The sequence below is a fragment of the Halobacterium noricense genome (assembly GCF_021233435.1).
GTDB lineage: Archaea > Halobacteriota > Halobacteria > Halobacteriales > Halobacteriaceae > Halobacterium > Halobacterium noricense.
This window is the reverse complement of sequence record NZ_CP089468.1, coordinates 1,579,228-1,600,628: the sequence shown is the minus strand read 5'-3', so window position 1 is coordinate 1,600,628 and position 21,401 is coordinate 1,579,228. Positions and strand designations below refer to the sequence as shown.

Genomic DNA, 21,401 nt, shown 5'->3' with positions numbered 1-21,401 from the left:
GATTAGTCACCCATGACTGCAACGACCGGACTTTCGGCGTCAAGCAGTATCGATTGCGTAACACTCCCGAAGATTGCCTTCCCGACGGCAGATCGCTTTCGTCCACCGACTACCAGGTAGGACGCGTCGTGTTTTGTAGCGTACTTCACTATTTCATCCGCAGGTTTGCCAACGAGGCCGACTGCGGTTCCATCGACATCTGCGTCCTCGATGGCGTCCGAGGAAATTTCGCGCGCCATGGCACGAACGTTGTCCAAACTCACGGTTTTCCCGGTCTCTTCGACGCTCTCCTCTTCGAGCTCACGGAATGTTTCGCGTTTCATCACGTGAACAACCTCCAGTTCTTCGTCGAAAGCATTAGCTAACTTTGCGCCCTCCGTGACGAGTTCTGTCACAGATTGATCTCTGTCAACAGCTACAATAACTGGCATCGTTCAGTACGATGGGCCATGAGATAATAAGTATATGGCCCAAATCAGATAAACAGAGGCCAGTAAACGGTCCACGCGAAGATGATGACGAAGACAGCATAAACCATCGTCACCAGTCCAAACGCGGCAACGTCACTGTTTGAGAGGGGGCCGCGGTCGAATGAGAGTAGAACTGACGTTGTGTTGAACGGGAGTATTGTTGTCGAGCCAACAATCAATAGCACTGAAAATGCGAGATAGAGCTGGTTTACACCGAGTGATTCGCCGAACTGTAGAATGATCGGAAGAACGACGATGATAGCTGCTGATGCGGTTGAGAAGAATATCCGGATGAAGACAGCGAGCGCGAGAAGGACTGCGATTATTTGCCAGTGAGTAAGGGACGCAAATGGGATGATAGCGGTTATCGAATCCACGATGTAGGTGAGAGTTCCGGAAGTTTCCATCGCATCGAGGATGGAAAACATCGTCCCGATGACGAAGAGGATCCCCCAACTCACTTCGGTTATATCCTCGGCTGTAATGATGTCAATCCCAGGAAGCGATAGGAATCCGACCGCGAGTGCCGCTGGAACTATCGTTGGCACCCCGATAAACGAACCAACGACCCACAGCCCGACGGAAGCAACCATTACCGCTCCAACAATAGCCTGGTCTCGAGTGAATTCGAAGTCCGCGGCTGCCTCCGAGTCGTCGGAAAGCAGCAGTTCGTCGTCCGCCTCGTCGATAGCTAAGTCGAGTTCAGACTGGGCGCCATAAAACCGCTCAGCAGTAAACGCAGCCAGGCTGTATAGAATCACAACTGGTGGAATCATCAAAACCGCCCATTCGACCCACGTAATTGGTCGAATCTCGCTTTGGATGAGTTCGGACGTGATGATCGCCATCCCGCCCCCAGTCATAAGTGACATTGACGCGATTGGATTTATGTGCCCAAGAACGAGGAACGACGTTCGTTCGAAGTCACTGTCGTGTCCAAGTCCGTAGGAATCCGTTATCTGTCGAACAACTGGGATGAACGTGACTGCACGAGCGACAGCCGACGGCATAACGAACGAGAGGGCAAGCATGTGCCTGGACAGAGATCGAATCGGACGCGAAGACCGCGTTCCCGCTGAGAGAAGGCGGGCCGCAAACCACGCGTCGAGTTCCACCTTAGCGATAGCCTGCCCGAGGAGTAACAACAACAAGAGGAAAAAGACGAGTGAAGAAGCGAACCCGATCGTCGCCGCTTGAAAACTCTCAACACCACCTAACGCAACTAAGAGAACGACCGAAACAACTGCCGAGACAACGTAAGGGACCGCCTTACTGAGCCAGAGAACGAGTGAAAATGCGAAGACTGCGAGAACACTTTGCATTTCGGGAGTGAGTCCCATCGGCGGCTGTGTGAAGTGGCTCCAGAGAATAACTGCGATGGCAGTTGCCACTCCACTAATCTGGATAAGAGCATCGAGGCGTTCTCCGTCGCTACCGTTAGTGCTATTTTCCATGAATGTTCGTTGTATGTTCCGATGAAAATTACGTGGAGGACTATGACGGGGTGTTAAGATATTAGCCGTTCTAGGCGTGGCTTGACAACCGGCCCGAACAGGATGACGAGAATCGCGGCCACGATGAGCAACGAAAGTGGCTTCGTCACGAAGATCGAATAGGAGCCACCGGATAGCTGCAGTGACCGGATGAGATTCTCTTCTGCGATTGGCCCGAGTACAACCCCGAGAACAAATGCGATAACTGAGTAGTTGTACTTGACCATGAGGTAGCCAAATACGCCGAGACCGACAACCGTCGCGACGTCCATCCAATTCGTACGGAGGGTGTATCCACCAATCATCGACAGCACGATGACAGTCGGGACGATGTAGTGCGTGTCAATCTGCGTGAGTACGCCGAGACGAGTGACGAGAGTTACACCCACGAACAGGATGAAGAGGTTTCCAACCAGAAGTGCGAGCATGAAGGTGTAGGTCGTCGCAAGCTCAGCTTCGAACAGCTGCGGACCGGGACGCAGACCGTGCATCAGTAGGCCACCCAGGAGAACCGCAGTCGAGCCGCTTCCAGGGATTCCGAATGAGATTGTCGGGATGAGAGAGCCACCGACTGTCCCGTTGTTGGAAGCTTCCGCGGCAATCACGCCGTCCGGTTCACCGCTGCCGAAGTCATCCGGATTATCGGAACTCCGCATGGCTTCACCGTACGAGATGAAGTTCGAGACGGTAGCACCCGAACCAGGGACGGCACCAATAAACATCCCGATAAAGCTGGACTTAATCATCGTAACCGGACGACTGAGCACCGTTCGAACGCCGTCAAGAACGTTCCCGCCAAGCTCGATGCCAGTCTCGGCAATACCGCCCCGTTGGGCGGATAGTTTGATCATCTCGGCGATTGCGAACATACCGATAAGTGCTGCGATGAAGTCGATCCCGTCATATAGTGACAGGGAGCCGAACGTGTATCGGAGCTCAGGAGAATTCGGTGCAATACCGATTGTAGTCAGCAGCATGCCGAATGCGCCAGCAACAATTGCCTTGATGACCGACCCGCGAGCAACAACGCCGATCATCGAGAGGCCCAGGACAGCCATCAAGAAATACTCGGGCGTCCCAAACAAGAGGACGGCCTCGATGAGGATCGGTGAAATTGCAATAAGCGTGAGTACAGTAAGGAACCCACCGAGTGCGGAGGACGTCGCAGAGATTGTTAGAGCCTCTACTGCCCGTCCATCCTTCGACATCGGATAACCGTCGAACGTTGTTGCGGCTGCAGCACCTGTCCCCGGAACATTCACGAGAATGGCAGCGATACTGCCGCCGTACATCGCCCCGCTGTACATACTCACGAGAAGGACGAGAGCACTTATTGGACTAAGTGGGAGCGTGAGAGGGAGGACAATCGCCATCCCAAGTGAGGAACCGACACCAGGGAGGGCCCCGGCGATCATGCCGAGGATAAGCCCCACGACTACCCAGAGCGGCGTTGGCCACGAGAGGAGCGTGGAAGCAGCCTCTGTAAGTGGACCGACTATGGCAGCCATGGTGCACCTCCGGTAAGGACGACTTTACCAGCATCTATTGGCACGTTGAGGACGACCATGAAGCTGTACGCGATGGCGAAACCGATTACTGCCAAGACAACTGTCCGAAGTGGGTCAATACGGAACCAACGCGCGTAGGTGATAACGAACAGCGGTGTAGCCCAGAGGAGCCCAATTGCGTAGCCCATTAGCGCATAGCCGATGACCGCGAGCGCTGTGAACATCGAGTCATGTATGGGCCTGTCGACCGCAGAGACCCCGCCTTCGGCTTCAGCGGCAATTTCCTCCTCCATTTCTTCTTTGCGCTCGGTGAACTCTTCGTCTGCTTCGAACGCTGCTCCCTCGCTAACAATTGCTTGCTCAATTGGGTCCGGGAGGTATTCTCGGGCCAGGAGAAGGATTGACCCAATAAAAACCACTGATGCGGTAAGTCTGGGGAATCGAGCGGCGCTAGTAATGTCGAACTGCGTAGTTCCCCAGAGCATGTATCCTGACATGATTGTCATTACGGTTAGCAGTGCCTTTTCAGGATCTATAACGTCTTCGACGAGGTGCTGATACAATTCTTGTACGGTCATTATGGACACCAATACATCGGGTGTAAGTGTATTTTATGAAACTACGTACTAAACATTATGCTTCCCCCAGTACCTACGAGGGCGTTCCTAGTAGGGGGAGGACCTGGGTTTAGTTGGAGTTTCGGATGGCCTCAAGATCGACGTTTTTCGGGACTTTTTCGAAGGCGTTCGCAACAGCGTTCTCAGCCGCCTCAGGCGGGCCGTACTCGATAACGTTCCCGGTGTTTTCGGACCACTCTTGAACGCGGTCGGTCTGGAGAGCCGTCTCGAGCGCGCCACTGAGCGTCTCAACAACATTATCTGGCGTCTCGGGAGGCAGGAACATTCCCCGACGAAGTTGACCAAGGTAGTCGATGTTCGGGAGGCCCTCGTCAGTGACGGACTGGAGGTCCGGGAAGACACTGGTACCCTCGCTGGAAAGACACGCAACAGTGTTGACACTGTTGTCAGAAGCAGCGGCTGCGGCGGCGGTGTCCGTACTAATCGATGCCGGGATTTCATCGGAGATAACTGCCTGCACTGCAGGCCCAGACCCTGCATATCCGACGTACTGCTCAAAGGAAAGGTTGTACTCGGAGTTCCCCTTCATCAAGAGAGCGAGAACGTGGTCCACGCCACCTCGCTCTTTCCCGCCGAAGGTGGTGAGTTCCCCGCTCTGGTAGCGGCTGAGCAGGTCATTCATGTTCTCAATTTCGTATTTGGGGTTCGAGACGATGACGAAGGGTGTACGTGCGTACGCGCCAACACCAACCAGATCTTGGAGGTCGAACTCTGGTGGGTTGACCATCGCAGAGACTGGCGTTGATGGCGGATTGAATCCGCCGAACGTACTGCCGTCCGAGTCGGAGTTGTAGAGCTGGCCGGTGCCACGAAGGGACGCTGCCCCGGGAAGGTTCTCGATTGCGATATTAACGCCGAGTTCGTTACCCATCTCAGGGATGATCTGACGGGCGTAGGTGTCCGTACCCCCACCTTCCGAGAACGGGACGATATATCGGAGGTCACCAGATGGATAGGAGTCATCCCCAGAGTCGCCCCCGCCAGAACAGCCGGCTAGGCCGGACAGAGCAGCTACCGATGCTGCTCCGGAGTATTTAAGGAACGATCGCCGATCTACCGAGTGCCTATTGCCTTCACTTGGCATGCAACTGCACCCTGACAGTGATTAACTATGAATGTTATGGAATGTGGATGATGTTTCAGCCCGAAACAAGGTACTATTTATAGCTGTTGGAGGAAAGAAAATGCGGGGGGAAGGCAATAAGGGCCCTAGAAAAACGTGAATTCGCCGTCATCAAGGACGACTTCACCATCAAGTTCAAGTGTAGGTTCAGCCATCATCGCGTCGAAGTGAACGGGGGCACGAGTCGTCCCACCGAGGTTGCTGCTCGTTCCGATTCCGAAATGAACGTTTCCATACCGGCCATGATCATTCGAGAACCATCCGTTGAATTCAGGGCACTCAGGATTCATGCCGACTGCAAGTTGCGCGATGTTGTAAACTGCCGGGTCATCATGTTCTTCCCAAACATCAGCGATACGCTGTGCTTCGGCTCCACCTTCAACCGAAGTGACCGATCCATCCTCGATTTCCATTTCTACCGGAGACTCTAAGACGCCAATATCGAGGTTCGGGATTGCGCCGTCGAACACGACCGTCCCGTTTGTCGTACCCTCAACTGGCGCGATATTTGCCTCAATATGAACGAGTGCGGTGAATTCACCGGGCTCATCAGCGATGCCAGGGTGCGCATTTCCGTCTCGACCTTCAAGACCGACAGTGACGTCTGTTCCCTGGGGGGAGGTAATTCGAGCTTCACTGGCCTCAGAAAACTTTTCCGCCATCTCTTCACAATACGGACGCATTCCTTCGTAGTCAGCATACAGTCCACCACGGACGAGCTGTTCACCGGTGAACTTCACCATGCTAACGACGCGAGCACCCTCGTCTTTCGCAGCGGCGACGGCACTGGAGTGTGTAATTGACCGGTGGACCGGCGTGATGATGACGTCTGCTTCCATCATTGCAGCGGCAACAGTTTCCTCCGGCTCATTACCGTCATACTCCCGTGGGTCCATCATCGTCATTGTGACGTTCGCGTCACGTTCATTAGCAGCGGCGGCGACACGCTCAGCCACGTCCGCAACCTTCCAGTCCGTAACGACGAGTACATCCTCGCCAGGTTCAACGGCAGCACAGGTTTCCACAACGATACTGGCACCCTTCATCTCTTGAACAGAGTCCATATCGTATTCGTCGAATCGTCACATACATTTATACATTACTTACCGTGCCAAGATTCACCATCATTATTGATGCCCTCCTCCACGTTCACGCAACCCCCAAACAGTTGCAGGTCTACAACCACGGAAATCGCCACTTCACCCGATACCGCACGCCAGCTACCCACAGCTAAAGCCAGGGGGCTTCGCTAGTACCACTGTAAACTACGGCACCCGACTCACTATGGGTTCGTTAAGGGTGCGGCTTCCTGACTCAACGACGCAACTTGCTTCCACCACAGCGAAGGACGTCCTTCGGTGACGGACGTAGCGATCGCAGTCGACGCAGGCGCTGCTTCGGAGTGAACTACTCATAGTTGTTCTGATCACGCTTGAGTACGTTCGCAGCGGAGTTCACGTCCCGATCAGCCACGAGCCCGATATGTTGGACACGCGTATTCGCGCATCGTACAACATTTACGGAAACGCCTGAGCGTGCGGATCATTCCCTTCCTCTTTATTACAGGCACACTTCGACAGGTTAGGTTCCCGCAAGCTTGAGTGAGCTACGAAACAAATATGTGCACCAAGTTAGTCTGGTACAATTGAGCAATGCGAATCATCAACAATCACGATGTAATTGTCGTGGGTTGTGGAATGGCTGGTCTCTCTGCATCAAACCGTGCTGCGCAATTAGGGTTCGATGTCGGGGTATTGGAGAAATCCCCGAAAGAGCGTCGTGGTGGCCACACACGATTCAGCGAGTCGTTCCGTGTTCCATCCGCAGATGCTGATCTGGAGGAATACGGTTACGAATTCGCAATTTCGGACTACACTGCGGATGAGTTTTATGACGACATCATGAAGCAGACGGAGGGGCGGGCTGACCCCGACCTCGTACGCACGCTCGTAGATAATGCAGGTCAAACCGTTGAGTGGCTCACCGAGCGTGGCGTCTCGTGGGATATGGAACCCCTGAACGTCGGATACACTGTTGCCCGGACATTCTTCGAAGGGGAGGAACTCGTTGCTGATCTCGTTGAGGCTGCCGAGGAGGACGGCGCAACGTTCTATTACAAGAACGAGGCCCGCGAACTCATCTTCGACGACGATGGTCAAGTTTCCGGTGTGCGGGCCCGGACTGATGACGGTCCTGTTGAATACCAGGCTGATGCCGTTATCGTTGGTGCTGGCGGCTACGAATCCAGCCCGGAGAAGCGTACGAAGTATTATGGTAGTGACTACGACGCGATGAAGGTCCGTGGTAGTCGATATAATACTGGTGAAGCCATCGAAATGGTCGAGGATGCGGGCGGTAATCCCGTTGGCCAGTGGGGCGGTGCACACATGGCACTTATTGATAGTGAATCACCTGATGTCGAAGGTGGTGCAAACCGTGTCGACGGGTATCAATACGGACTCCTGATTAACAATAACGGCGAACGGTTCTTCGACGAGGGGGAGGACGCTCGCGCGCATACGTACGCAAAACTCGGACGTATTATCTTTGAACAACCCGGGCATACAGCATACATCGTCGTGGACGAACCGTTGAAGGATCTCATGCGTGCCACCGGCCCGGGTGAGCGAGCAGAGGCTGACAGCGTCGAGGAACTCCTCAATAAACTAGGCTGTGAAAATCCCGAACAAGGAGAAGAGACGGTCACAGAGTTCAATAAAGCCTGTGACCCGGGTGAGTTCGATCCTGATAGCCTTGATGGGAATAGTACGGAAGGGCTTGATCTCAACAAGTCGAATTGGGCTCTTCCGATCGACGAACCGCCGTACTATGGCTACAGCGTCACTGGCGGTATCACGTTTGGCTTCGGTGGCATCGAAACCGATACCAACGGACGTGCTATTGATACGGTCGGCCGTCCCATCCCTGGCCTATATGTTGCAGGCAACACAACCGGTGGCTTGTTCTACGAGAATTACCCCGGTGGGACTGGCCTCCAGAATGCCGCAGTGTACGGGAAGTTGGCGGCTGAACACACTAACGAATATCTGGGGGAGAAATAATGGACCAGCAGACGCTTCGATGCGCTATCGTCCGTGGTGGGACGAGTAAGGGCGTATTTCTCCCTCGTTCGGAAGTCCCCGAAGAAGATACTGATGCGGCGATTCTATCATTATTCGGTAGTCCTGATGATCGCCAAATCGATGGTCTTGGCGGTGCGACGTCCACGACATCGAAGCTCATGATTATCGGTACGCCAGATCAGGAGTCAGTCCCTGATGAGGTTGAGACAGCCGATATCCCGGATGACGTTGACATTTCATACACGTTCGGTCAGGTGGCCATCGACGAACCCGTTATTGACTACGGTGGTAACTGTGGAAATCTCACGTGTGCAATCGGCTCATTTGCCGTCGACGAGGAAATGGTAGATATACCCACGGGTGCTGATTCAGTCGATCTTCGTCTCTATAACACTAATACCGATTCGGTCATCGATCAACGTGTCCCTCTCCACGGAGAGAAATCCGCGACCAAGGGCGACTTCAAAATTCATGGTGTCCCGGGAACGGGAGCGCGTGTCGACACAACGTTCCGTGATCCAGCGGGATCCGTAACAGGTGAACTCTATCCATTAGGTGGGCCAACTACCGAGATAGAAGTTGATGGTGAGCTCGTCGAAATGACGGTACTCGACGTTACAACACCAATTGCATTCGTTCGGGCATCTGATCTCGGTCTAACGGCAACTGAAGGAAGAGAAGAGATTGATAGCAACCCGGAACTCCTCGAACGTCTTGAGCGTATCCGCGGTACTGTCTGTGCGGAACTTGGGCTTGTTGATGACCCTGACCAGGCGTCTGTCGAATCACCAGGTTACCCGAAGCTTGTCTTTGTTGCACCGCCAACAGATTATACGACGCCTGAGGGAGGCGATGTTTCCGCAAACGAAGTGAATCTTGTTGCACGGTACATGAGTATGCAAAAGCTTCATCCGGTCTATGCGGTTACCGGTGTCTCGTGTACGTCTGCAGCTGCCCTTCTGCCAGGAACGATTCCAAATGAAGTTGCTGAATTGGATGGAGATACTGTGACACTCGGCCATCCCAAGGGGACGATGTCCGCAACAGCGGATGTAGATCCAGACGAAGAGTATGTCTCTGCTGTCACGGTTTATCGGACACAGCGTCGTCTGATGGATGGAACTGGCTACTACACGCTCTAGAGTAGCCACGCCTCATTTATCAGTATCGATTACTGAAGATATATACCACAGGAGGTAAGACAGTGGTACGATGGCACAAGATTTAGTCGATCTAGAGATGGCCAGCGCCTCGCAGGCCATCGTGGAGAAATGCCTCAGTGTTGAGCCAGATGAAGAAGTTCTAGTGATCGCTGATCCGAAAACGTTCGCTGTCGGTCGTAGCATCGCGACAGCAGCGAACGGGATCGGAGCAGATGTCGTGACGTCAGTCATGCCGCTACTCGAGAGCCACGGTAACGAACCACTCGACATTATTGCAGATGGAATGGCGACAGCAGATGTCGCATTCACGTGCACTACGCACGCAATTACCCACACACGCGCACGCCTTCGCGCCGCTGAGGAAGGAACCCGAATCGGCGTCCTCCGCGGCGTCACTGAAGATATGATGATTGAGGGCGCGATGACTGTGGACTTCGAAGTGCTTCGACGGCGCACAGAAGCACTCGCAGAACTCGTTACAGAGGCTGATCGTGCACACGTCACCTCAGAGCAGGGGACGGACGTTGAGTTTAGTATTGAGGGTTGCCAGTCCTTCTCGCTCGACGGTTACTTCCACGAAGAGTATGGCTTCGCGACGCTCCCACCTGGTGAGGCACCCACCCACCCGAAAGAGGGAACAGCAAATGGAACGATCGTCATCGATGTGTCGATGGACAACCTTGGTCAACTTGACGAACCTATTGAACTCACGCTCAACGACGGGTTCGTCACAGAGGTTTCTGGAGGTGCGCAGGCTGAGGAACTAGAGGAAATTTTCGAGCAGCACGGTAAGAGTGCACGGAACCTCGCGGAGTTCGCAATGGGCACTAACCCCAAAGCAAAACTGATCGGAAACCTCGCGGAAGACAAGAAACAAGAGGGAACCGTTCATTTCGCTGTCGGCGATAACGAGTCCCTTGGTGGAACAACGAAGAGCGACATCCACCTTGATGGTGTTCTTCGGCAACCGACAGTCAAACTTGATGATACAGTTGTAGTCGAAAACGGTTCACTCCGCCGGGAACTGCTCGAATAGGCCCTCAGTTTGCTCTTGGACGTCACCCAGATATTCGGGAAGCGTATTTTTGAGAAGGAGACTCCTGGAAGGCCGGGTACTACGTAGGGACCACGGGGATGGTGTCAGATACGGAAAACCCCCTCAAGCGGAGTCCGACAGGCGATCAGTAAGATAGCCCACTAACTATGGATATAGTAAGAATATTTTACCGTTTTCTAGAAATCCCGTATATTCGGAAATGGGAAACACTCCCCCAAATATGGGAGTTAAGCTATCTACAGGTGGAAAATTCGGTTATATATTGTGGTATACGAGATTATAGGGGATATTACTAAACGATCTGCTTTCAGGTGACGTTTTAGGTGTGATTTTCCCCCCGAACTCATGGATACTCTTCTGCTACGATATATACTACATTAACGATTCAACTATTATGCAGTCCACACTGGAGGCCATATGCGCGGATCCGATAATACGGGATTTTAAATAACACTGGAATGTTGTATGAGTATGAACTGGGCCACAAGCAAATCAACGGTATCGACACTCGACACAACTCTGGCAATCGTCCACTCTCTCGAAGAAAAGGAGACTGCGTCTATTGATGAACTCGCGGAGGAACTTGACCTTGCGCCAAGTACGGTACATCGCCACCTCCTCACGCTTCGTAAACAGGGCTATATTGTGAAGAATCAAGAATATCAACTTGGCATGCGCTTTCTCACCCTCGGCGGGCACGTCCAAAACAATCATCACGGATACGATCTCGCCAAACAAAAAGTCGACCAACTGGCAGCAGAGACCGAAGAGCGCGTACAGTTTATCGTTGAAGAACACGGACGCCGGTACTACCTCTACACTCAGACAGGGGAGAACGCAGTGCAGACTGACGCAAATCTTGGAAAACAGGGTCATCTTCATTCTAGTGCGTCCGGGAAAGCAATCCTAGCCGCGCTACCGGACGACCGTGTGCACGAAATTATCGATGAATATGGGTTATCGGCGTCAACCCCCAATACGATTACGGACCAGGAGTCACTCTTCGACGAGCTTGAAGACATACGTGAATCCGGAGTTGCGTTTAACGAAGAGGAATCAACTGTCGGTTTACGCGCTGTCGGTACGGCAGTGTGTGGAAACGATGGTCTCCCGGTTGGCGCTCTTAGCATCTCGGGACCAGCGCGCCGGTTCAAAGGAGAGAAATTTCGGCAGGAACTTCCAGATTTGATCCTTGCATCTGCAAATGAACTGGAATTGAAAATCCAATTCGAATAGGGCCGTCAGAATCTATTGAGTTTGAAAACACACATCTGTACAATCCCATCTATTTGTGTCGTTACACCTATACTCAGTACTTCACAAAGCCGGTTAGTTAGAACGTCTGCTTGCTGAGGATGTGTACTCCAACAAGCAAGCAGACGGTGAGATTCACGAGGACCAACTTCTTAACTTTCTCGTCAACCGCCTTGACGAGGAAGTTCCAATCTCTTTAGCAAATAACGCTGAAATCGCTGCTGAGGACATCTATGAGGTCCTCGTCGGCGCTTGCGCCGACGGGACCTCTGTCTCTACGCTCTGTGCGTCGAGCCAGAATACACCCACTGCGAACACGATCCTCTACCATCTTCGGACGAAGTTCGAGCCGGAACGGCTCGAACGAGTCGCTAACACGCTCCTTCGGAAGGATATCGATGAACTGCTCCCCAAGCAGGTGGAGGTCTGCGCAGACCTCCACCTGCGACCCTACTACGGTGACAAAGCCGACACAGACGGTCTCTATCACTCGGTAGCGAAGCGTGGAACCACCGCGTTCCACGCCTACGCCACACTCTACGCGCGTGTGACGAACAAACGCTACACGCTGGCGGTGCGCCGTCTCGAAGACGGCGACACCGCCAGCAGCGTCCTCGCTGAGTTCCTCGGTATTCTCGACGGCCTTGACACCGAGATCAAGGCCGTCTACCTTGATCGCGGATTCTACGACAGCAAGTGCCTCACGCTGCTTCAGACGCACGACTACGCGTACGTGATCCCAATCATCCGGTGGGGTGAGACGATTCAGCAAGAGCTCTCGGAAGGGTGGAGTCGTGTCATTCAGCACGATCTGACAGGGAAACTCGACGGCCACAGCTGGACCGTCGAGTTTCCCGTCTACATCGACTGTACGTACCTAAACGGGAAGTATGACGAGAACGGTGTGGCGCGTCACGGCTACGCCGCTGACGCGCCGTTCATCGACTCACCACGCGACGCTCGATACCACTACACCAAGCGGTTCGGTATCGAGTCGAGCTATCGATTGTTTGAACAAGCGATAGCGACAACAACCACACGAGATCCAACGGTACGGCTGCTGTACGTCGTGGTGAGTCTGCTATTACAGAACGTCTGGCGGTACCTTCACTACGAGTATGTGGCGACGCCCCGCCGAGGCGGGCGTCGCCTCTGGTGGTGGCCGTACAAGGAGTTCGTCAATATGGTTCGACGAGCTGCGTGGACGGCCCTCGCGGTGCGTCGGGCCGTCCCCGCGAATCGGCCACCTGACGACCGGTTCCACCGCTAACCACCGACCGAGCAAGCCAGCAAAGTGAGTGGCAACGCTGTCGCGTCGGCGGCTGACCGCCGCCGACAGCGACAGCTCTCCGTCGATCCGTCCGTAATCATCTCATCGAGACCATCAGTACAACCGCTTCGAGACAGAACTTAGGCCGCAGAAACAGCTAGCTGTGGATGCTTTGTGAGGTACTGATACTGATGTAATCTTAATGTGGGTGTGAGCACTATGACTGGCACTACGTCGCAATCGAGCAGTAAAGTTGCACCGTGATCGAGGAGTACGATCTGGGTGGCATGGGCGAACAACTCGAAGTCGCGTGAACTGACGAACACGGCGAGCGACCCGTCAGGGTTGAGAACCCAGGTAGCGGCGCGGGTGTCGTGGAAGATAGCGTCAAACTGGCGGGTGCGTTCGCGTTGTGTCGCCGTTCGTTGGGCCATCCGAATTGCCCGTTCGATGCGTCCACGATATCATCGAGAATTTCGTCAACCGGATCCGAACAGCAAGATGATCGGTGATACTTGCTCTGATAGCCTCGCTCACAATCGTTTCGATCCCGTTCGCAGACCCCAACAGAACGGGCAAAGTCGCGTTCGTCTCGCAAATTGTCTCAACCAACTCGATACCTGTCCCCTCCTGCAAGTCGTATTCAGCGATGACACACTCGAAATCCACCTCAACGACGGTATCGTGTGCCTTTGCGACCGTTCGTGCGATACTGACTGTTGCGATTGTGCGTTCTCGGAGAACGTCCGATACTGCAGTTGTCTATAGTAGCCGTTAGAAGTAATTGCTTACTTTAGGGGTTGAAAGTTGGTCGAGAGCGGTGTCGATCACCGTTGTCAGCTCGTCGAGTGAGTCGAAAAAGCGATTGCTCAGAGCGGCTTGTAGCTGTCGCCAGCATTCCTCGACCGGATTCAACTCCGGCGAATACGATGGAAGCGTCACGAAGGCGAGGTCGTCACGGGCCGCCAGGTCTGTGACGGCCGACGCCTGAAAATACGGCGCCCCATCTAGCACCACGAGCAAGTCATCTTCGAACTCTTCACATAATGCAAGAATGAAATGTTTCGCATGTTCGGCGGTGACGTACTCTTCGAAGCGGGAGAAGAAGCAATCACCGTCCTCGGTGATCGCGCCCAGCAAACACGTCCACTTGCGTTGGCCAGAGAGTTCCACGGAGGGCCGCGTGCCGCGCGGAAACCATGCGGCACGCGGCTCAACTTGCACAGATTTCTTCGTTTGATCGATGCAGACTACGGTGGCGTCCAGCTCCCGGTGCTTTTTTTGAACTCTTCGTGGAACTGTTCTTGTTCATCTTCGTCGGCTTCAGCGGCTGTACGGCGTGGTTTTTGATAGCTCAATCCCGCTTCTTTCAACAGCCGCCGACAGCTCGGGATTGAATACTCGACGCCGTACGTGTCTTCGAGATGCTGTTGAGCGAGCGCCGGCGTCCACGCCGGCGCATCCAACCCGACCTCCTCGGGTGAGTCGTGGACCGTTGCTTCGAACTGTTGTTGCTGTGTTTCTGAGAGTTTTCGATTTCTTCCAGAACAGTGAGTGTTAGAGACAGCGTGCTCAAGCGAGTCGTCGGTGTCGAGTCGGTTGAGCCAGTTGTAGATTGTTTTCCGGTGAACGTCGTACCACTGGGCTAGCTCGGCTTTCGTGACACCGTTTTTGTACGCGATCGCGGCTAACAACCGCTCTGTTGGCTTCTTTCCCTCCACGTTCTCGAGAGCATCTTGCAGCTCTTCGATGGAGATTTCGTCGAGGTGCTCCACTACCTATTGCAACAACCTTATTGCAAATAATTCTACCGACTACTATAGTTGAGTTAGTTTGAGAAGTGAGCAGGTCGTTGAGTAAGTTGGTCAAGATGCTCGCAGACCTGCTCAGCGAGAGGTATGAACCGGATTTAGAAGAAACTTGGGAGCGTGAGCGGGGTAGTGTTTAGTTTGGAGTATTGTGCCAGCGAGCGAAGCTCTGCAACCAATTCTCGGCTGTTTCCGGTTCGACGTGGCTGAAGCAGGTCGAAAATGAGGAGGTTCGGCGCTTCAGCTCTCGAAAAATGCGCTCGATTGCGTTCCGATTTCCGTGGCGACGCATCTGAAATCGGAGGCCAGCTCGGGAGAGTGCAGTTTGGAGGTGTTTCGCGCCATCGACGAGAAATTCGGCCGTTTCAACATCGTGTTTTTGTCGCAGTTCACGCAGGAAAATTTCCGTTAGAGCGGTCGTAGTCGTTGAAAATAGTCGGACGTGAAGCAGTTCGTTCGTCGCTGGATCAGCGGCGGCGTACAGCCAGAATTGCTGATCGTTGATTCGAATCACTGTTTCGTCCAGCGCGATCTGATTCGGTGATTTCCCAGATTCGGGCTGTAGATCAGCTTTCCGCACCCAATCGTGGATTGCTTTGCGGCTCCGGTGGACACCCAGCGCATCGAGCAATTCGACGGTATTCGCCAACGACAGCCCGGCAATATGCGATTGAATACCCAGCGCCATCGCGGGCTCGGGTGTCCGTTCGCGCTCCACAAAATCCAAATCAATCCAGTCTCTATGACCGGTGAGGCGGGCGATTTCTGGCATAGATCACCGAGAAATTTTCCCGCCTCACTTTTCACGCTTAACTAAACACCGCCCTTGAATCTGACCTGCTAATGAATGGCCGAAAGCCCCTGATCCAGATTTAATATATAATTTGTTAGGAGTGTTCTCTCGCGTTGGTAAGGAGGTATACAGGAGCAACAGGCCGAGTGCCTCGGGGTTTTACCCCGAAGCGGTTCACATAGGAGGACTATATGGATGGTGTCACATCGACACCATTACAAGCATAACTCTGTAATACCCAATATCACGAGAAGGAGTGATTGAGCTCAAACTCCTTGACGGTCCCTTTGAGATATTCGGGAAGGCCTTGTTCGAACCACTCTCCATGCATGCGATGTGTTGGGCCGGCAACGAGGATGGCGCCTGCGACCTGATCTGTTCGGTCGTGAACTGGGACGCCAACTGCCCAGAGTCCATCTGTATGTTCATCGCGTGCATACGCGTATCGGCGGTTACGGATGGTTGCTAATTCCTCTTTGAGATGGTCTCTGTCAGTGATTGTTTCTGGAGTTTTGGCTGGAAGTCCATGTTCGTCGATGATTTCCTCGACGCGTTGTTCCGGGAGTGAACCAAGAATCGCCTTGCCGGCGGCGGATTGGTGAAGGTGGACATGACGGCCAATTCGGACATCGTTTTGCACTCCCTTGTTCCCCATCTCACCATGTAAGTAGACACCCAGACCGTCTTCTTCGACGAGAAACCCCACGAATTCGCCCGTCTCTTCTGCGATATTTTTGAGGGTGGGTTTGATGTCCCCGAACACTGTATTCTGCTCTCTAGCGTAGCCACCTAAGTCCAGGAATCGAAGGCTAAGATCGTAGGTGCCGTTCTGCTTCGTGACTAACCGATGATCGTGGAGTGTCGTAAGGTGTCTGTAGGCTGTGCTTTTGGATACCCCCACAATATCTGCTATCTCGGAGGCTGTTGCACCTCTTGTATCCTGAATCGCTTCCAGAATTGAGACCAGGGTATCGTCGGCCTGCACTCGTTTGGTCTGATCGTTGTTCATACATCCATAATGCGTGGTTGGTATCATAGTGGTTTCCCCTCCTCATACGGTGGTGTTCAGATAAGGATTGGTCTGACTGCAGCTTCAGCCGGCGAATCAGCCGATTTCCTGGTGGATTGAAAGGGCGAGGTGGTCTCGACGAACCCCGGCGAAGTAAGCACGTGAGCGACCAGCGGGAGCGAACGCGCGCAGCGAGCCGCGGGAGTCGAGACTGCCGAGGGCTTTCAAAAGGCAACGTCGCATTCGTCTTTAGCTAAGCGAGGAACCGCGTGACAGCAGCGGCTTATCGAGGATACTTTTTGAGAGGAACGAGGAGGCGGCAAGTGTGCACCAAGACGCCTCCTCATCGAGAATCATGCGTCGTCTTACTACACTGTTTCCTTCTGAGTTCCTCGAAGAGCACGCCGAGGAACTCGGCGTGGTCGAACGCGAGGGCAAGCTTCAGATTCCCGTCCTCGTATGGGCGCTCGTGTTCGGCTTCGCCACAGGAGAGAGCCGAACACTCGCTGGGTTCAGACGTAGCTACAACTCCACAGCCGATGAGACGATCTCTCCCGGTGGCTTCTATCACCGGCTGACGCCGTCACTTGCAGAGTATCTCCGCGACCTCGTCGAGCGTGGTCTCGACGAGGTCGCTGTTCCCGACGCTGTTGACGCTGATATCGACCGATTTAGAGACGTGATGATCGCTGATGGAACGGTGCTGCGGTTGCACGAGTTCCTTTCCGACGAGTTCCAAGCTCGCCACGAGGAGCAGGCTGGAGCGAAGCTCCACCTGCTCCACAATGCCACCGACCAGACGATTGAACGGATTGACGTGACCGATGAAAAAGCGCACGACAGCACGTTGTTCAAGACGGGGTCGTGGCTGCATGGACGGCTGGTTTTGTTTGACCTAGCGTACTTCAAGTACCGCCGCTTTGCGCTGATCGACGAGAACGACGGCTACTTTGTGAGCCGGTTGAAGCAGAACGCGAATCCGGTGATAACAGAGGAGTTACGGGAATGGCGCGGGCGCGCCATTCCCTTGGAAGAGGAGAAGATCCACGACGTAGTCGGTGATCTCTCGCGGGAGTACATTGACGTAGAGGTCGAAGCGGAGTTCAAGCGGGGTCAGTACGAGGGAACACGGTCGCTAGACACGAAGCGGTTCCGCGTCGTCGGCGTCCGGGACGAGGACGCCGACGACTACCATCTGTACATCACAAATCTACCGAGAGAAGAGTTTCTCCCGGCAGATCTAGGGACGCTGTATCGGTGTCGATGGGAGGTAGAAACGCTGTTTCGTGAGTTGAAGACGCAATACGAACTAGATGAGTTCGACACGAGCAACCCTGTTGTGGTGGAGATTTTGCTGTATGCGGCGTTGCTGTCGCTGCTAGTGAGCCGTGAGTTGTTGGATCTGGTCACCGAGCAGGCTGACGACGAGATCGTGTTTCCACCGGAACGCTGGGCGGCGACCTTCCGGTCGCACGCCCAGCTCATTCTTCACGAACTCGGTGAGTTCCTCGGCTACTCACCACCGCCGCTGTTGGAGCGGCTGATCGAAGACGCACAGAAGATCCACCAGCAACGACCGATACTGCAAGAGACGCTCGCTACCGCTACGCAACCGAGGTGTGAGGCTTAGCTAAAGACGAATGGGCAACGTCGTCTCCGCTACTTTCGTCTGCTTATCTGAACACTACCCCTCATACGGTGGTGTTCAGATAAGGATTGGTCTGACTGCAGCTTCAGCCGGCGAATCAGCCGATTTCCTGGTGGATTGAAAGGGCGAGGCGCGCGTGGCGGCGAAGCCGCCACGTTTTGCGGCGGTCGGCACAGCCGACCGCCCACTCAACGAACCCCGGCGTTCGGAAGACGCGACGCGTCTTCCGCAGTCGACCGAGAGACGCCGACGGCGTCTCTCGGGATGACGAGAGGACTTCGTCCTCTCGAACCACCCATCAGAACCCGACGGGTTCTGAGGACGAAGTAAGCACGTGAGCGACCAGCGGGAGTCTCGTGAGTGCAACGAGCGAGACCACGGGAGACGAGCATAGCGAGTCTCCCGACGGTCGAGACCACCGAGGGCTTTCAAAAGGCAACGTCGTCTCCGCTACTTTCGTCTGCTTATCTGAACACTGCCCCTCATACCCTATATCGGTTCCAATTCCGTAATACGGAAAAAATCCCCGTCTATTATAAGTGGTCTTCCGGAGGTTTGAATTGATTTTTCGTTATGCGGAACCAAACTGATAACTCCAATTAGGTTGTGAATTGACCACGATATACGCGGACAACGCGAACAAGTTCGGACATAATCAGATAATATGGTTCATTTGGGCGAACATATTTTGCATAAAATACTTATACAGTTCGAAATCTCATTCCGCATTAATATTCATGCACCACTATCAAACGACGTACAAAGTATAATCCAGGCATCAAATACAGTCAATCAGGGGCGGTGTTCAGATAAGGACTGAAACTGGCTTGATGTGCTCGCCGATACAGCCGGTAATCCTGGTGGTCGCCGGGAGAGCAACGCGCTCCCGAGGCCTCGGAAATCGGAGATTTCCGGCGGATTGAAAGCGCGAGGCGCGCGTGGCGGCGAAGCCGCCACGTTTTGCGGCGGTCGGCGCAGCCGACCGCCCACTCGACGAACCCCGGCAACGCAAGCACGTGAGCGACCACCGGGAGCGAACGCGCGTGGTCCGAGAGAGCAGAGCTCTCTCGTCACTGAGCGAATCGAAGATTCGCGAGGGCGGCGAACGCTTTGCGTTCGCCTGCTCTCGAAAGAGCGCTGTGCGCTCTTTCGGCGACAGAGAGGGAGCAAGCTCTCTCAGGCAGCCGGCGGGCATAGCCCGTCGGCGACAGCGAGCCGCGGGAGTGTCGTGAGTGCAACGAACGAGACCACGGGAGACGAGCATAGCGAGTCTCCCGACGGTCGAGACTGCCGAGGGCTTTCATTACGCAACGGCATCTCCGCTACTTTCGTCTGCTTATCTGAACACTGCCCCAATCAGGACACCGATGATTTATGAGAGCCGTTCCCTATTGTGGTATTGAAGCCCATGAGTGACGATCTCTCACCCGCATCCCTAGAGGGGTACGTTCCCTTCCCACAGGAACGCATCGACCGCTACCGTGACGCAGGTTACTGGCGCGATTTGACGTTCCACGAGCTGCTTGACCAACGCGCAGACGAAACACCAGAGAAGGTCGCCGTCACAGGCCCAAACCGGGAACTAACTTACGCTGAACTTGCAAAACGCTCCCGGAGCCTAGCCACTGCCCTCAACGCAAACGACGTCACCGCCGGCGAACGAGTTATCTTCCAATTGCCGAACTCAGTCGAGTTCCTTGAAGCGTTCTTCGGCTGCTCCCGAGTCGGCGCAATCCCTGTACAAGCACTTCCTCGCCATCGTGAAGCCGAAGTCCGGCATCTCCTAGATAACTTCGATACAACGGCCTACCTTACTGCCGGCGATCGGTACGAGATGGGATTCGACTTTGTTTCGCTCGTCGACAATATCGAGTCGGAATACCCCCACCTCGAGACACTCATCGGCGTCGCCGACGATGCTAATTCACTCCCAGGAGGCTGGGAGGACTTCGACTCACTGTGCGAAACCACGCCGGACGACGAGCGACTCGATTCCCTCGAAATCTCACCAACTGAACCCGGAGTGATGCTGCTTTCTGGTGGGACTACCGGAATGCCGAAAGGAATCCCGCGCACCCATAATGATTATCTGTACCAGTGGGAGCACATGGCTGACGTCGCTGGTGTCGACAGCGACTGGGTCGCCTTCCCTAGCGTTCCGATTGGTCACAATGCCTCCCTAAACTGTATTGTCGGCGCCGCTATTTGGGAAGGCGCGACTGTCGCAGTCGAGCCGACGCTCAAACCCGAAGCCTTGATGGATCTCATCGAACGGGAGGGCGGGATGTACTCGCTGTTCATCCCCACCCAACTCATCGACATTCTCGAACACCCCGACCTAGACGAATACGACCTCTCCAGCCTCGAAGTCATTATTAGCGGCGGCCAGAAAGTCCTACCACACGTCGTTCGCGATAGCGTGGACGCATGGGACGTCGGATTCTGCAACATCTTCGGGATGGCAGAAGGCCCACTCATTTGTACCCGCCCCGAAGACGACGTAGATATCCAAGCCGAAACAGTTGGCCGTCCAATTTCCGACGGTGCTGAGGTTCGAATCGTTGGTTTCGACCGCGAGGAAACCGTCCCACAGGGGGAGACAGGAGAACTCTCTGTTCGCGGTCCGGGATACTTCACTGGGTACTTCCGGAATGACGAAGAGAATGCCGATAATTTCGATGACGACGGGTGGCTCTACACCGAAGACGTGCTCTCCCATCGAGAAGACGGGAACTACGCTGTCTTCGGGCGAATCAAGAATACGATCATCCGTGGCGGCGAGAACATCTACGCACCAGGAGTGGAGGACATCGTGGCTGAACACCCCGATATCGCGAACGTGGCGATTGTAGCGATGCCGGACGAACGCCTCGGGGAACGGCCGTGTGCATTCGTCGAACTTACTGAAGACGCAACACCCCTCACCTTAGATGACCTCACCGAGTTCCTCGAAGAGCGTGGGGTTGCCGTGTTCAAACGCCCGGAACGACTGGAAGTGATGCGAGACCTCCCGCGTACTGAAGTCGGCAAGTTAGACAAGAAGCGCCTGGAAGAATTGGCTGCAGAGAACGCAAACTAACGCCG

General features: G+C 54.3%; 16 protein-coding genes and 1 pseudogene. 7 read left to right on the top strand and 10 right to left on the bottom strand.

Translation table 11 applies throughout. The features are described from left to right. Positions 1 to 2 precede the first annotated feature (2 nt). The 6 genes from LT974_RS08440 to LT974_RS08415 all read right to left on the bottom strand — a co-directional run bounded on the left by LT974_RS08440 (position 3) and on the right by LT974_RS08415 (position 6,296). Entirely contained in the window at positions 3 to 431 is a 429-nt protein-coding gene (locus LT974_RS08440; protein WP_269785364.1) for a universal stress protein, read from the bottom strand. Positions 432 to 475: 44 nt separating this feature from the next. Continuing rightward, positions 476 to 1,924: an SLC13 family permease gene (locus LT974_RS08435; RefSeq protein ID WP_232587233.1), complete on the bottom strand. Its 1,449-nt coding sequence runs from the start codon at positions 1,922 to 1,924 to the stop codon at positions 476 to 478. Positions 1,925 to 1,977: 53 nt separating this feature from the next. Beyond that, entirely contained in the window at positions 1,978 to 3,471 is a 1,494-nt protein-coding gene (locus LT974_RS08430; protein ID WP_232587232.1) for a tripartite tricarboxylate transporter permease, read from the bottom strand. Continuing rightward, positions 3,459 to 4,049 carry a tripartite tricarboxylate transporter TctB family protein gene (locus LT974_RS08425; protein ID WP_232587231.1) on the bottom strand — a complete coding sequence of 197 codons (591 nt, stop codon included), beginning with the start codon at positions 4,047 to 4,049 and terminating at the stop codon, positions 3,459 to 3,461. Before LT974_RS08425 ends, LT974_RS08430 begins: the two co-directional genes overlap by 13 nt. 109 nt (positions 4,050 to 4,158) lie before the next feature. Then, complete coding sequence (locus LT974_RS08420) at positions 4,159 to 5,193, bottom strand: Bug family tripartite tricarboxylate transporter substrate binding protein (protein WP_232587230.1); 1,035 nt, start codon at positions 5,191 to 5,193, stop codon at positions 4,159 to 4,161. 125 nt (positions 5,194 to 5,318) lie between these two features. Then, positions 5,319 to 6,296, bottom strand: coding sequence for an aminopeptidase (locus LT974_RS08415; protein ID WP_232587229.1), 978 nt, complete (start codon positions 6,294 to 6,296; stop codon positions 5,319 to 5,321). Positions 6,297 to 6,884: 588 nt separating this feature from the next. On the opposite strand from LT974_RS08415, the gene tcuA reads away from it, so the two are divergent. The 5 genes from tcuA (at position 6,885) to LT974_RS08390 (ending at position 13,059) form a co-directional block, all read left to right on the top strand. Continuing rightward, complete coding sequence (tcuA, locus tag LT974_RS08410; protein WP_232587228.1) at positions 6,885 to 8,294, top strand: FAD-dependent tricarballylate dehydrogenase TcuA; 1,410 nt, start codon at positions 6,885 to 6,887, stop codon at positions 8,292 to 8,294. Further along, positions 8,294 to 9,457: a 2-methylaconitate cis-trans isomerase PrpF family protein gene (locus LT974_RS08405; RefSeq protein ID WP_232587227.1), complete on the top strand. Its 1,164-nt coding sequence runs from the start codon at positions 8,294 to 8,296 to the stop codon at positions 9,455 to 9,457. The genes tcuA and LT974_RS08405 overlap by 1 nt, the downstream gene beginning before the upstream one ends. Positions 9,458 to 9,527: 70 nt before the next feature. Beyond that, positions 9,528 to 10,514 (top strand): aminopeptidase, encoded by a 987-nt coding sequence (locus tag LT974_RS08400; protein WP_232587226.1) that lies wholly within the window; start codon positions 9,528 to 9,530, stop codon positions 10,512 to 10,514. 492 nt (positions 10,515 to 11,006) lie between these two features. Then, positions 11,007 to 11,771, top strand: a complete 765-nt coding sequence (locus LT974_RS08395; protein WP_232587225.1) for an IclR family transcriptional regulator — start codon at positions 11,007 to 11,009, stop codon at positions 11,769 to 11,771. 121 nt (positions 11,772 to 11,892) lie between these two features. Further along, complete coding sequence (locus LT974_RS08390) at positions 11,893 to 13,059, top strand: ISH3 family transposase (protein ID WP_232587224.1); 1,167 nt, start codon at positions 11,893 to 11,895, stop codon at positions 13,057 to 13,059. A gap of 387 nt (positions 13,060 to 13,446) precedes the next feature. Here LT974_RS08390 and LT974_RS17940 read toward each other — a convergent pair. The 4 genes and pseudogenes from LT974_RS17940 to LT974_RS08375 form a co-directional block, all read right to left on the bottom strand. Continuing rightward, a pseudogene (locus tag LT974_RS17940) lies at positions 13,447 to 13,803 on the bottom strand (response regulator); the annotation flags it as partial. 30 nt (positions 13,804 to 13,833) lie between these two features. Continuing rightward, positions 13,834 to 14,834, bottom strand: a protein-coding gene (locus tag LT974_RS08385) for an IS630 family transposase (protein WP_232587223.1) whose coding sequence is annotated in 2 segments (ribosomal slippage) — positions 13,834 to 14,345 and positions 14,345 to 14,834 — 1,002 coding nt in all. Because the reading frame shifts where the segments join, the coding sequence is not laid out codon by codon here. Between the two features lie 169 nt (positions 14,835 to 15,003). Further along, complete coding sequence (locus LT974_RS08380) at positions 15,004 to 15,639, bottom strand: IS6 family transposase (protein WP_232587222.1); 636 nt, start codon at positions 15,637 to 15,639, stop codon at positions 15,004 to 15,006. A 265-nt stretch (positions 15,640 to 15,904) separates the two neighbouring features. Further along, a complete protein-coding gene (locus tag LT974_RS08375; protein ID WP_232587221.1) occupies positions 15,905 to 16,669 on the bottom strand; it encodes an IclR family transcriptional regulator in 765 nt (254 codons plus the stop codon). A 355-nt stretch (positions 16,670 to 17,024) separates the two neighbouring features. Between LT974_RS08375 and LT974_RS08370 the strand changes: the two genes are divergently transcribed. Further along, a complete protein-coding gene (locus LT974_RS08370) occupies positions 17,025 to 18,299 on the top strand; it encodes an IS4 family transposase (RefSeq protein ID WP_232590237.1) in 1,275 nt (424 codons plus the stop codon). Positions 18,300 to 19,725: 1,426 nt separating this feature from the next. Next, positions 19,726 to 21,396: a (2,3-dihydroxybenzoyl)adenylate synthase gene (locus LT974_RS08365; RefSeq protein ID WP_232587220.1), complete on the top strand. Its 1,671-nt coding sequence runs from the start codon at positions 19,726 to 19,728 to the stop codon at positions 21,394 to 21,396. Positions 21,397 to 21,401: the final 5 nt, after the last annotated feature.